Here is a 13038-nt window from a genome sequence, read left to right as displayed (position 1 = left end):
CCGCGGCGGACCTGCGGGCGGGCCGGTCGGGCCGGTCGGGCCGGGCCCGTCCGGCCCGCCGGTCCCCGCGGTCCCGTCGGCCCCCTCCCCGGTGAGTGACTAGCAGATCCCCTGCCGGTCCGGCTGCAGGGCGAAGGCGCGGTCCGCCGGTTCGGGGACCGAGCGCTCCACCGCACGTGCCAGCAGGTCCCGATGGCGCAGCAGAGGTTCCCGCCGCCCCTCGGGCGCGAGCAGCAGCAGGTCGTCGAACCCGGCCAGCAGCCGGCGGGTGACCTGAGGCGTCCCCACCGCGCATCCCCGGATCTCGGCGAACCCCAGATCCACCAGCTCCGTCCAGTCCGGCACGGCCCGCACCAGCCGAACCGCTCCGTCCCGGTCGCGATGAAGGACGGGGCCGAGCGACCGACGGGACAGGGCGGCGAGAAGCTGGACGACGCGGTCCACGGCCTGCACGGCGGTCGTCGGATCGTTCACGGCGGCCGACAGCGCGCGCAACCCGATGTCGGCCAGCTGCCGCAGCCCGAAGCCCACATCCTGATGGAAGGCCCGCTCGACCCCCACGGACACGACCGACGACAGGGCGCGCGGCGACGGGGCGGCCCCGCCGTGCACGGCGAACAACGGCGTCCCGGGCACGATGAAGTCACCGATACGGGGGATCAGCCGCAGCACGACACCCTGCCGCCGAGCCACCCGCACCAGCCGTCGCACCCGTACGTCCCGCAGCACCCCGGCCCGCCCCCGGTGGGCCACCCGCGCGGTCTGCGGCCCGAACGCCTCCTCCACCGGCGTGAGGTCGGCCGCCGCGGCCTCCGAGGGCAGGTTCACCGAGGGCAGGTTCACCAGCACCCGTGACGACTCCGAGGCGATCCGGTCGATGACGTGGCTGACGCGCATGAGCCGCAGCATCGAGTTCACGTACATCACGAAGAGCAGCAGGCTCAGCCCCACCATGACCAGGGTGAGGACCGACTGCACCAGGGGAACGGCCGTCACCCGCCGCGGCTCGCGCTCCCCCTCGAACGCGGTCAGCACCAGCAGTGACAGCAGGAAGGTCGCGAGGAAGACGGCGAAGGTGGCCTTGCCGATGCGGCTGCGCACGAACATCCGCACGACGCGCGGGCTGAACTGTCCGCCGGCCATCTGCAGGGCGACCAGCGAGATGCTGAAGACCACACCGATGAAGGTCATCATCGCCGAGCTGACGACGGTCACCACCGTCTTCGCGTCGGCGGCGAAGCCCACCAGATCGTCGAGCACGTCGTACTCGTGCGCGTCCCGCAGCGACTCCACGATCAGGGCGTCGGCCTCCGAGGCCAGCGCCCACACCACGAACACCAGCACCATCGCCGCGGTGGGCGCGAACCAGAACGTGTCCCGCAGATGCTCCCGCCACGGCGACAGCCCTCTCGACCGCCGCCCGCTCCCCGCCCGTTCCGTAACCACCCAGTCACCCATGGTGAGACTCTAGGGGTCCGCGACCCGGACCGGCGCAGCCGTCGCGGCGGCCCGGATACGCAGGTGAAGGGCACTGCGAAACCTTGGTATTGTTGTGCGTGTCGCCGCGGGGAACACCCCCGGCCAGGCGACAGACACCTGGTCCGGGTGGCGGAATGGCAGACGCGCTAGCTTGAGGTGCTAGTGCCCTTTATCGGGCGTGGGGGTTCAAGTCCCCCCTCGGACACTCTTACTCTCCGGGGACGTTCACGAGATCGTCCCCGATGCGTCGTCCACGAAGTACCGGTCGAGTCGTCGGACTCACCGGTCTTTTTTTTGTTTCCCGGGGCCTCGGGGCCCCAAGGCCGCGCCGTGAAGTGCTGCCCGAGCTCTCCCCAGCGCGCGATGGAGCCGTCGCCGCACCGAAGAAGCCGCCCGCACCCCCGCAACGTACCGGGCCCGCCGCGCCCGCTCTCTACGTCCCGCCCGCCCTGAGCCGCGCCCGCCGAGCCGGTCGTCGATACTGAGGAAATGGGCAAACTTGGGCGATACGTCCCGGCGAGCCGGCGGGGCGACCGCGTGCCGCCGAAGGCCGGGCCGACGGGGACCGGCCCGGAGGCCCGGCACCATACGGGCGGCCGCCGCGTGCTGTCGTCGCTGAAGCCGCGCAGCGTCGCCGGCCAGGTCTTCCTGCTGCAACTGGTGGTCGTCCTGGTGCTCATCGCCACGGCCCTGGTGGTGCTCGTCGTCCAGGACCGCAACCGCGCGATCCAGGAGGCCGGTGACCGGTCGCTGGTGGCGGCCGAGTCCTTCGCGAACGCCCCGGGCACCGCGGAGGCGATGCAGAGCGACGACCCGACGGCGGCACTCCAGCCACGCGCCGAGCAGGTGCGCAAGAAGACCGGCGTCGACTACGTCGTGGCCCTGAGCCCCTACGGCTTCCGGTGGACCCACCCGGACCCGGACCAGATCGGCAAACACGTCTCCACCTCCTACGGCGAGGCCCTCGGGGGAGAGCCCCACCAGACCACGTTCGACAGCAGTCTCGGCAAGGCCGTCGACTCGACGGTGGCCGTCTTCGACGAGAAGGGCACCGCGGTCGGCCTCGTCACCGTGGGCGTCACCGTGGACAAGGCGACCAGCGTGGTGCAGCGGCAGCTGCCGGTGCTCTTCGCCGCCGGCGGTGTCGCGCTGCTGCTGGCCGCGGGAGGGTCGGCACTGGTCAGCGGGCGTCTGCGGCGCCAGACCCGGGGACTGGGGCCGGTGGAGATGACCCACATGTACGAGCACCACGACGCGGTGCTGCACGCGGTCCGCGAAGGCGTGATCATCCTGGACGGCGACGGAAGGCTGCTGCTGGCCAACGACGAGGCGCGCCGGCTGCTCGCCCTGCCGCCGGAGACCGAGGGCAGGCCGGTCGGCGCACTCGGACTGAGCCCGGCCCTGGCCGCGCTGCTGGGATCGGGCCGGGCGGCCACGGACGAGGTGTTCCTGGCCGGGGACATCCTGCTCGCGGTCAACGTGCGGCCGGTGGGTGCCAAGGGCGGCAGCGTGGCCACCCTGCGGGACACCACGGAGCTGCGGGCCCTCGCCGGGCGGGCGGACGTGGCGGGCGGGCGCCTGCGACTGCTCTACGACGCCAGCACGCGGATCGGTACCACCCTCGACATGACGCGCACCGCCGAGGAGCTGACCGAGGTGGCGGTCCCGCGCTTCGCCGACTTCGCCACCATCGAACTCGTGGAGCCCGTGCTGCGCGGTGGTGAGCCGACGGGGGCGAGCACGGAGATGTACCGCATCGCGGCCGCGGGCATCCGGGACGACGCGCCCCTCTACCCCGTGGGCACCCGTATGCGCTACGTACCGGGCAATCCGATGGTCATCGGCATGAGGACCGGAAGGCCGGTCCTGGTGGAGCACCTCGCCGTCGCCGACGGATGGCGGGCCCAGAACCCGGAGCGGGCCCAGAGGGTCATCGAGTACGGCATCCACTCCATGATCTCGGCGCCGCTGCAGGCCCGGGGCCAGTTGCTGGGGGTCGTGGAGTTCTGGCGTTCGGAGCAGGACCCCTTCGAGCCGGACGACCTGTCTCCCGCCGAGGAGCTCGCCGCCCGGGCGGCCGTGTGCATCGACAACGCGCGCCGCTACACCCGCGAACACACCACGGCCGTCACCCTCCAGCGCAGCCTGCTGCCCGGTACGCTTCCCGAACTGTCCGCCCTGGAGGTCGGGCACCGGTACCTGCCCGCCCGGGCGGGGGTGGCCGGCGACTGGTACGACGTCATCCCGCTGCCGGGGGCCCGGGTGGCCCTCGTGGTCGGCGACGTCGTCGGACACGGTCTGCACGCCGCCGCGACGATGGGCCGTCTGAGGACCGCGGTGCACAATTTCGCCGCCCTGGACCTTCCTCCGGACGAACTCCTGATGCACCTGGACGACCTGATCACCCGGATCGACGAGGACGCGGCGGCCGAGGGCAACACCGAGGCCGTCACCGGCGCCACCTGCCTGTACGCGATCTACGATCCGGTCTCCGGACGGTGCGTTCTCGCCCGGGCCGGCCACCCCGGTCCGGCACTCGTCACCCCCGACGGTTCCGTGACCTTCCCCGACATCCCCGTCGCCCCGCCGCTCGGCGCCGGAGGAGGTCTGCCGGTCGAGACGGCCGCACTCCGGCTGGCCGCCGACAGCCGGCTGGTCCTCTACACCGACGGCCTCGTCGAGGCCCGCGGCCGTGACATCGACGTCGGGCTCGACACGCTGCGGGAAGCGCTCGCCGGCACCGACGGCGCCACCCCGGACGACACCTGCCGGGCGGTGCTCGACGCGATGCTGCGCACCGGGTCGAGCGACGACGTCGCCCTGCTCGTCGCCCGCACCCGGCTGCTCGACCCGGAGCACGTCGCGGAGTGGGAGGTCCCCACCGACCCCGCGGCGGTCCCCCGGATCCGCGCCGAGGCCACCCGCAGGCTGGAATCCTGGGGGCTCGGCGAGGCCGTCTTCACGACCGAGCTGATCCTCAGCGAACTGGTGACGAACGCCATCCGGTACGGGAAGACCCCCATCAGCCTGCGGCTGCTGCGCGACCGGGGCAGCCTGATCTGCGAGGTCGGCGACGGCACCAGCACCTCCCCGCACATGCGCCGCGCGACCCTCACGGACGAAGGGGGCCGCGGGCTGTTCCTCGTCGCGCAACTGTCCCGCCGCTGGGGCACCCGGTACACCGACCGAGGCAAGATCATCTGGGCTGAGCAGGCGCTGGGCGCCGGAGCCGCCGGGGATCTGGGCGCACTGCTGATGGCGGACCTGTGAAGCGGAACGGGGACAGCGGTCCCGCCCGGGAAACGCGCGGGTTCGGAGCGCTCAGGACCCCGCGCCGACCGTGAGGTACGGGATCTTGGCCGGGTCCTGGCCGAAAGCGGCCCCGAGATAGACGGCCGACAGCTTGGCGAGCGTCCCGTCGTCGATGAGCTGCCTGATGATCCGGTCCAGCTCGTCCTTCTCGGCGGACCCCTTCGGATACAGGGCGCCGTACCCCTGGTCGGTCCTGTACTGGCCCACGAGACGCACCCGGCCCTCCCGCTTCTGGGGGAAGGCCAGCAGAATCGTCGTGTCGTGGACGATCGCGTCGATCCTCTTCTCCTCCAGCGCCTTGACCATGGCCGGGTCGTTGGCGAAGGAGGTGACGGGCCGGGTCGGCCTGAGGCGGTCCTTGACGAACTCCTCGCCCGTGGTGCCCTCGGCGACTCCGATGCGGACGTCACGGACGTTGTCCTCGTCGATCTTCTCCCCGTCCCTGATCAGCAGTCCCAGGGTCGAGGAGAGGTAGGGCGGGGAGAAGTCGGCGACCTTGCTCCGTTCCGGGGTGATCGTGATCTGCGCCAGGGCGAGGTCGAAGTCCTTGCTCTTCCCGGACACGACCTCCGGGAAGGGGGCGTTCTCCACCTTCACCCGGTCGAGCCCGGACCGGTAGGCGATGTTGGCGGCCATGCAGTACTCATAGCCGCTCCTGACGGACTCCGGCGTGTCGCCGTTCCACCAGCCGGGCGCGGGCAGCGTCGTCCTGACCGTGAGGACGCCCGCCGTCTCGGGCGACAGGTGGAACTCGCCGTACCGCCCCGAGACCCCGCAGTTGCCGTAGTGGGCGTTCGACGCCTTCGACCCGCCCTGGTCACAGGCCGACGTCGCGACGATGAGCGCCACGCTGACAGCCAGGGACCCGATCGCCGCCGCGGCGCGCATCTTTGCACCTCCGGTAGGGGCATACTCCTTGGATCACCATAAATCACCCCGAACGATACGACTGCCGGAGCCGTGGGGGAGGATTTTGAAGGCGGGGGGTCGGATGCTCGTCCTCCTGCGCTCGCTCGTCGCCCGTGTCCTGTCCGGTGTCCAGCGTGTCGTCCCGCGGCATGTCCTTGACGGCCCTGTCTACGACTCCGCGCGTTCGGCTACGCTGAGTAGGCATTCGGCGACATCATCGTCGTTCGGCCTGTAGGCCGGAGCCGACTTTCGGGGGAGGGGCTCGTGTTACTGGCTGAGGGCGGCACTGCCACCGTCGGCGCCTGGATCGCGCTGGCGACGGCCCTCCTGGGAGTCGTCGCAGGCGTTCTGGGCCTCCCGCCGCTGTATGCCCGTTTACGCGAACAGCGGTTGGCGCCCGGCTCCACCGGACGCCCGGGACTGCTGCTGCCCTCCCGCGTCCGCATGGTCGACCGCACCAAGGAGGTCGCGCAGCTTCTCGACCACCTCGGCCGCGGTGAGTACGTCATCGCCATCGAAGGCAGCATCGGCGTGGGCAAGAGCGCCCTGGCGATGGAGGTCGCGCACCGGCTGGCTGAACGTCGCACGAAGAGCCGCCGCACGCCGGGCGCGCACGAGTGGCTCGTATGGATCGACGCGCACAATGAGTTGCTGAGCCTGGCGGACATCGCACGCACCCTGTCATTCGTCAGCGGTGACCAGTTCCTCGCGGCGGCTCCGGCCGAGCACAAGGGCGAGGCGCTTCAGTCGTTCCTGGCAGCCCATCCCTGTGTCCTTGTCATCGACAACCTGCGGCTCACGGCCGTCGGCGCCGAAAAGGTGATCCACTTCCTGCGCAACCTGCCCTCAGGCTCCTTGGCTGTGGTCAGTGCGAACACGCTGGGGCAACTGGAGGCGCCGCGAGTGCTTCTCAGCGAGTTGAGGTTCGAGCACATGCGCGAACTGCTCTGCTTCGAGGCCGACCGGCGTGATGTGGCCGCACTCAAGGACGTCGACAATGCGCTCGCCCGACGGCTGTACAAGGTCCTCGGTGGGAACCCGCGGGTTGTCAAACTTTTCGTACTGGCCTACTCGCGCGGCCAGTACGCATCGGTGGACGCGTTGCTGGACAGCCTTGCCGCCGGAGCGGTCAGCCTCACCGACGGACTGTTCGGCACGGTGTGGGCCGACATCACACCACAGGGGCGCGGCGTACTGGCCATCTGCGCCTACCTCGACGGCAAGGCCACAGCCGAACAGGTTCAGGCGGGACTGGGCCTGAGCGAGTCCGATCTGCGTCTGCTGATCGAACAGCTCTGGTCCGACGGTCTCCTGTCGACGCGCCGCTATCTGGATCAGTCGTGGTACAGCTGTTCGGCCGCACTGTGCGGATTCGTGCTGAGTCAGACCCCGGCCGCCGACATCGCCACCATGCGGCGCCGCCTGGCGGACCACCTCACGACACGCTTCCAGAGTGACTGGGAGGACGCCGCCGGTGCCATGTCGCACGTCGAGGCGATGCGCATCCTGCTCAAGGACCTGGACCGGCACGGCGAGTACCAGGCGTGTGTGGACCTGTTCGCCGTCGCGCTGGACCTTCTGTTCACTCTCGGCCTGTTCGACGACCGGATCGAACTGGGCTGGGTCTCCTACCACGCGGCCACGGAGCTGAACCAGCCCGAGGAACGCTCGCTCGCACTCTCCGTAGTGTCCTCGACCCACGCCATCCGTGGCGAGGACACCGACGCCGCCGCCGCGGTACGGCTGGGACTGCAGATCGCGCGGGACGCCGGTTCCGACAAGGAGGTCGCCCGCCAGTTGCGCTGTGAGGGGTTCCGCCTCTTCCGGGCCGGCAGGGCCCAGGAGGCGCTGGCGGCGGTGCTGGACGAGGACGCCGAGGCGTTGGCCCGCGAGGCGGGCGACATGAACAACGCCATCGACATCCAGTCCCTCAAGGGGGCGGCGTACTGGCACCTCGGAGACTTACCGCGATGCGAGGCGGAGGTACGCCGCTTCGTGTCCGCGTGCGAGGAGCTGCCGTGGGAGCGAGGCAAGGCCTACGCGATCAGGGATCTCGCGGAGATCGTTCTCATGCGGGGCGCCTACGCGAACGCCGATGCCCTGGTCGCCCAGGCCCAGGACATCGCCACGGAGTACAGGGACACGCGTCAGCTGGCCAGAATCACCCTCACGCAAGCCCGACTACGGCTGTTTCAGGGGAAGATGCGCGAGGCAAGGACACTGGCACAGAACGCGGCGCGGCAGTCCCGTGATCTGGTGCTTCTGGGTGAAGCCGCCGAAGCGGAGGCCGTCGCCAAGGCCGCCGCACGTGCGGTGTGGGACCCCATGCGGCGCATGCGCACGGTGGGGCACCCGAAAGCGCGATTCACCGAGTTCACCGTGGGCGGGGACTGAGCTCTTTCCTTTGGATCGGGCCCCGCGAGCCCGGCCTGACCCGAACGAGAGGCCCTGGAGCAGCCGCGCCCGACCCAGAGAGGCAGGAAGTTGTCGACCGCTTACGAAGAGATTCGCTACGAAGTACCCATCGAACAGGACAGGTTGGCGGCCGTCGCGACTGTCGTCACCGCGCCCGGACCACGCCGTCTGGCGCTCCTGGTGCATGGTGGGCCCGGCGGCCAGAAGGACGGCCCCGAGCAGCTGTACGTCCACCTGGCCGACGAGTTGGCGCAGGCCGGGATCAGCTCCGTACGCTTCGACTTCCGCGGTTGTGGGCAGAGCACCGGGAACTACCGCGACATGACCATGGCCCGCCAGGCCGCCGAACTGACCGCTGTGCGCCGGTTCGTCGATGCCGAACTGGCCCCCGACGTCGTCGCGCTGGTCGGCGAGAGCTACGGGGCCACGATCGGGATTCTCGACCTGGGCGCCGGCTACGCGGCACACGTGTGGCTGTGGCCCTGCGTCTGGTTGCTGGACGGCGCCTTCGAGTCGTTCGTCACCCCGGAGAAGCTGCGCAGCGCCGAGGCCGAAGGCCACATCGTCGAGGACGGTGAAGAGATCGGGCTCGCGTTCCTCGAGGAGCTCCTCGAGGTCGGCGATGTCGCCGAGCCACTACGGAGGTTCGGCTCGGTCCCGACGCTGTTCGTGCACGGCGAAGCCGACAGCGAGGTGCCCTTCGCACAGAGCGCCCGCGCCGCCGAACTGCTCAGTGGTCCCGTGCGGCTGGTTCCCGTGCCGGATGGTGACCACTGCCTGGAGGAGCCGCACGAGCGCCAGATCGTGAACAGGGAGACCGCGGCCTGGCTGAGGGAGCACATGTGAGGTACCGGGCGGTGCTGTTGGCACCCAGTGTCTATCAGGTGCTGGCGCCGGTGCCCTGGAGCAACGATCCCGGCTTCGCGGGCCGGCTGAGGGACTGCCTGCTGACCGACTTCGGTGCCGAACTCACGGCGCTCAGGACCGGTCACCTGGCCAGCCCCGCTACGGCCCTGCGTGCCCTGTCCGCGGCCATCGACGCCATGCGGTGGCCGGGCGGCGGCCTGCTCGTCCTGGGGTTGGCCGGACACATGGCCACCTACGCGCGCCGCGCGGGCTCGTTCCACGCACTGGCACTGCCGGGAACCGTTCCGGGAAGGCCGAAGAGTGCGCTGCCGCTCAAGGAGATCGGCACTGCTCTGCGGCGGTTGCCGGAAACCGTGCACGTCCTCGTGGTCGCCGACCTGATAGCTGCGGACACGCGGGACGAGCACGCACTCGCCGTCGGCTTTTCGGGTGAACTGTCCTCGGCGCCGGGTGAGCGACTCAGCCTGCTGATGTCGTTGCGCACGCCGCACTCCTCGGCGGTCGCGAGCTGTCACCATGCGCTGGCGCTGGCGCTGGCCTTGGAAGAGGTGTCGGCCGCCGGCTCGAGTCATGAACTCGACGAAGTGATCGAACGTGCACGCGTGCAGACCGTAGCCGTGGGCGGCAGGCCGCATGCTGTTCCCGCGGCGGAAGCCCTTCCTGTCCACATCGTGCCTTCCGGTTCCGGCGAGCAACTCCCTGACTACATACGTGAGGACCTGTTCTCCACGGATACCGGCTCCCGCCTCGACGCCGTGACGGAACTGGCCGAACTCGCGCAGCGTGGACACACGTACGCCCACAGCGCACTCAACCGCCTCGCACGTGACGATGCCGCCCCGGCCGTGCGTGCGTACGCCGACACGCTGATGCGCCAGGCCGAGCAGCCGTCGCTGGCGGAGCTCAGCCGAGCCGGGCTGCTGCCGGTCGCCCGGCGGGACAGTACTCACGGGCAGTCCCTGGCGCCCGGCGCCGTGCCCGACCTTCTCCCGCAGCCCTGCGGCAAGGTCTTGATAGGGGCGGTGGATCCCGGTCCGGGCGACTGGCCCCAGCACCACGTCGACCTCCAGCCCTTCCGTCTCGGCCGCATACCGGTGACGAACCGCCAGTACCTCGCGTTCCTGACCGCGCGAGGGGGCCCCTGCCCGGATCACTGGGCTACGGCGACCGGCGTGTGGCAGGACCCGGACCTCCCGGTCGTCATGGTGTCCTGGTACGACGCGATGCGTTACTGCGCATGGCTCGACGCGCACCTGCACGACGCGGGTGAACTCGCCGACGACGAACGGATCACCCTTCCGAGTGAGGCGGAGTGGGAAGCCGCCGCGGGCAATGGCAGAGGTGACGCCCACCCGTGGGGCCCGGACGACCGGTCCGACGCCTGCAACATCCGCGACACCGGCCTGAACCGGGTTCTTCCCGCGGGCCGATTCTCGCCGCGGGGGGACAGCGACTCCGGTTGTGCCGACATGATCGGCAACGTCTGGGAGTGGACCCGCAGCCTGTGGGGCCCCGGCGGCCGGACACCGAGCTTCACCTATCCGTACAACCCTGCGGACGGCCGGGAGGCAGGGCATGCCGACCGCTCGATACGCCGGATCATCCGGGGTGGCGCGTTCTACTACGCGACGGAGTGCGCCAACACGTACACCCGCAACCGCATGCTCCCCACTGACCGGCACCCCGCGGGCGGCTTCCGGACAGCCGCCGTCCGTGTACTGATCCCCTCGGACCGGCAGGAGACACACCGATGACTCCTGCCGCGGACCGGGCCGCCCACTGGGCACGTGAACAGACAGTCCTCGGACCCGGCATCTCCCAGGCCGTGCAGTGGGCGGGGCTTGTCGTCACCAGAGCGGAGGGCGCGCATCTGTGGGACGCCGACGGTCGACGGATCACCGACCTCATGGGGGGAGCCGGAGTCAACCTGATCGGACACTCACACCCTGACTTCGTACGCGCTCTGACAGCCCAGATGAGCGAGTGGATGATCGGAGCCCACGCTTCGAACGCCCGTCTGGAGATGACGGAGCAGTTCGCCGATCTGCTCCCCGCACGTCTGGGACGCATCCAGCTCTACAGCGGAGGCAGTGAAGCCGTCGAGGCGGCTGTTCGGCTGGCCAAGGCCGCCACGGGCAAGTTCGAAGTCCTGTCCTTCTGGAACGCTTTCCACGGCCGCACTGCCGGAAGCCTCGCTCTGACGGGTGGCGCCCGCAAGGGGCTGGGCCCCACCGGACCCGGGACGATGAGCGTCCCGTTCGCCAACTGCTACCGCTGCCCGTTGCGCCAGACGCACCCCGGCTGCGGATTCGCCTGTGTCGAGTTCGCCCGCGACACCTTGCGACAGCAGTCCAGCGGAGCGCTGGCCGCCATCCTCGTCGAGCCGGTCCAGGGCCGCGCCGGCAACGTGGTCCCGCCGCCCGGATACCTCAGCGCCCTCAGAGGGCTTGCCGACGAGTACGACGCTCTGCTGATCGCGGACGAGTCGATGACCGGCATGGGGCGTACCGGCGCTCTGCTGGCCTGCGATCACGAGCGGGTCGGCCCGGATGTGGTCGTCCTCGGCAAAGGCATAGGTGCCGGCTATCCGGTCTCCGCCGTACTGGCGTCGACGGCACTGATGACTTCGGGGCCCTTCGGGGAACCGAGTGCGAATTCCTCCAGCTACGGCGGCTTTCCCACGGCCTGCCGGGCCGTGGCCGCTGTGACACGGATCATCAGCGACGGGCACCTCGCCGAGCGGGCCGCGGAGCTGGGCGAGCGGGCACTGGACGTGCTCCTCGAGAGGTTGCGGGGGGTGGCTCTGGTCGGTGAGGTCCGCGGCAAGGGCCTGGCCATCGGGATCGAACTCGTCGCGGATCGAAAGACGCGGACTCCGATCGGCAAGGAGGACCTGCACGCCGTCTTCGACCAACTCCTCGCCGCGGGGGTCCTGGTGATGACGGGCGGTAACAACCTGCGGCTGTACCCGCCGCTGACGGTGGGAGAGGACGATCTGCTCGGTGCCGTCGAGACCATCGCCGACGTACTCCGGCGACATGAGAAGGCGTGAGTCTGCGGTTGGTCGTGACGGGCTTCGGCCGGGCCGGTGAGGCTCACGCCCGCTACTACCGGACGGTCCCCGACGTCGAGGTCGTGGGCGTCGCCGACCGGGCGCCTGCCCGCCGTGCCGCGGCGGCAGCGCTGTTCCCGGCCGCCGCCGTGGCTGAGAGGCTGACCGACCTCGCCGTCCGGGCCGACCTGCTGATCGTGGCGACCCCACCTCACAGTCATGCGGAGGACATCCGCTGGGGGATCGACGCGGGGATGCATGTCGTGTGCGAGAAACCGGCGGTGCTGGACGCCGGAGTCGGGGCTGAACTCGCGGCACACGCGGCAGCGGTACCCGTGGTGCTCTACCCGAACCACAACTACGTGTTCGCGCCGTTCGCCCGGCGCTTCGAGGAACTCCTCTCGGCAGGCCGCTGCGGCGTTCCCCGGCACATGGAGATCGACGTAGAACGCCCCGGGGCCGCTGACGGTGTGGACGCGTGGAAACCCTCCTGGCGCACCGACGCCGTCATCGCCGGCGGCGGGGTCCTGGTCGATCACGGTGCTCACTGCGTGTATCTCGCCGAAATCTTCATGCGAGCCCCCGTTGTCTCGGTGTCCTGCACCGCGACACGGCCGGAACGCGGCGGCGTCGACCATGACGTGGACCTTCATCTGCTTTTCGAGGGTGGAGGCACCGGCAGGGTGCGCCTCTCCTGGACGGGCACCGCCCGGCGCAACCGCTATCTGGTTCGGGGCGGCCGCGGCACGCTGACCGCGGCCGACGGGGCCGTCGTGGTGCGCGACGGGAGCGGCGAACAACGCTGGGCTGTCGCCGACCCGGCGGTCGGCCACCATGCCCACGAAGACTGGTTGCCCGAGCTGTTCGCCGATGTCCGACGCCGGATAGCCCGGCCCCGCGCTTCCGCACGGGGGCCGTGGCACTCCGCTGTCATGGTGGCACGTGTGGTGACGGCGGCGTACGCGTCGGCGGAAGCCGCCGGCGCTTGGACGGCGGTGTGACGG

At 70.5% G+C, this 13038-nt stretch carries 8 protein-coding genes and 1 tRNA gene; 7 read left to right on the top strand and 2 right to left on the bottom strand.

Translation table 11 applies throughout. The annotated features are described in order from the left end of the window. Positions 1 to 99: 99 nt before the first annotated feature. Positions 100 to 1458, bottom strand: coding sequence for a DUF2254 family protein (locus ACFY93_RS07570; protein ID WP_391354462.1), 1359 nt, complete (start codon positions 1456 to 1458; stop codon positions 100 to 102). Positions 1459 to 1599: 141 nt separating this feature from the next. On the opposite strand from ACFY93_RS07570, the gene ACFY93_RS07565 reads away from it, so the two are divergent. Both ACFY93_RS07565 and ACFY93_RS07560 read left to right on the top strand, forming a co-directional pair. After that, a tRNA-Leu gene (locus tag ACFY93_RS07565) sits at positions 1600 to 1684 on the top strand. Between the two features lie 284 nt (positions 1685 to 1968). Further along, entirely contained in the window at positions 1969 to 4749 is a 2781-nt protein-coding gene (locus ACFY93_RS07560; protein ID WP_391354460.1) for a SpoIIE family protein phosphatase, read from the top strand. 51 nt (positions 4750 to 4800) lie between these two features. Here ACFY93_RS07560 and ACFY93_RS07555 read toward each other — a convergent pair whose 3' ends face one another. After that, positions 4801 to 5679 (bottom strand): transporter substrate-binding domain-containing protein, encoded by an 879-nt coding sequence (locus ACFY93_RS07555; RefSeq protein ID WP_391354458.1) that lies wholly within the window; start codon positions 5677 to 5679, stop codon positions 4801 to 4803. Positions 5680 to 5964: 285 nt separating this feature from the next. Between ACFY93_RS07555 and ACFY93_RS07550 the strand changes: the two genes are divergently transcribed. From ACFY93_RS07550 to ACFY93_RS07530, 5 genes are all read left to right on the top strand, one after another. Beyond that, positions 5965 to 8094 carry a hypothetical protein gene (locus ACFY93_RS07550; RefSeq protein ID WP_391354457.1) on the top strand — a complete coding sequence of 710 codons (2130 nt, stop codon included), beginning with the start codon at positions 5965 to 5967 and terminating at the stop codon, positions 8092 to 8094. A gap of 90 nt (positions 8095 to 8184) precedes the next feature. Next, positions 8185 to 8961: an alpha/beta fold hydrolase gene (locus tag ACFY93_RS07545; protein ID WP_391354455.1), complete on the top strand. Its 777-nt coding sequence runs from the start codon at positions 8185 to 8187 to the stop codon at positions 8959 to 8961. Between the two features lie 11 nt (positions 8962 to 8972). Further along, positions 8973 to 10736 carry an SUMF1/EgtB/PvdO family nonheme iron enzyme gene (locus tag ACFY93_RS07540; RefSeq protein ID WP_391354453.1) on the top strand — a complete coding sequence of 588 codons (1764 nt, stop codon included), beginning with the start codon at positions 8973 to 8975 and terminating at the stop codon, positions 10734 to 10736. Then, positions 10733 to 12034 (top strand): aminotransferase class III-fold pyridoxal phosphate-dependent enzyme, encoded by a 1302-nt coding sequence (locus tag ACFY93_RS07535; RefSeq protein WP_391354451.1) that lies wholly within the window; start codon positions 10733 to 10735, stop codon positions 12032 to 12034. Before ACFY93_RS07540 ends, ACFY93_RS07535 begins: the two co-directional genes overlap by 4 nt. Continuing rightward, the gene (locus ACFY93_RS07530) at positions 12031 to 13035 is read left to right on the top strand and encodes a Gfo/Idh/MocA family oxidoreductase (RefSeq protein ID WP_391354449.1); all 1005 of its coding nucleotides are present in this window, start codon (positions 12031 to 12033) and stop codon (positions 13033 to 13035) included. Before ACFY93_RS07535 ends, ACFY93_RS07530 begins: the two co-directional genes overlap by 4 nt. Positions 13036 to 13038 lie beyond the last annotated feature (3 nt).

It is taken from the genome of Streptomyces sp. NPDC008313, assembly GCF_042956125.1.
Lineage (GTDB): Bacteria > Actinomycetota > Actinomycetes > Streptomycetales > Streptomycetaceae > Streptomyces.
Note: the sequence above shows the minus strand (reverse complement) of the source record. Positions and strands in the feature narration are given on the sequence as shown.

Bases quoted from the DNA above. Each gene is read 5' to 3' on its own strand.
- ACFY93_RS07535 (WP_391354451.1), top strand. From the start codon at position 10,733: ATGACTCCTGCCGCGGACCGGGCCGCCCACTGGGCACGTGAACAGACA.
- ACFY93_RS07560 (WP_391354460.1), top strand. From the start codon at position 1,969: ATGGGCAAACTTGGGCGATACGTCCCGGCGAGCCGGCGGGGCGACCGC.
- ACFY93_RS07570 (WP_391354462.1), bottom strand. From the start codon at position 1,458: ATGGGTGACTGGGTGGTTACGGAACGGGCGGGGAGCGGGCGGCGGTCG.
- ACFY93_RS07555 (WP_391354458.1), bottom strand. From the start codon at position 5,679: ATGCGCGCCGCGGCGGCGATCGGGTCCCTGGCTGTCAGCGTGGCGCTC.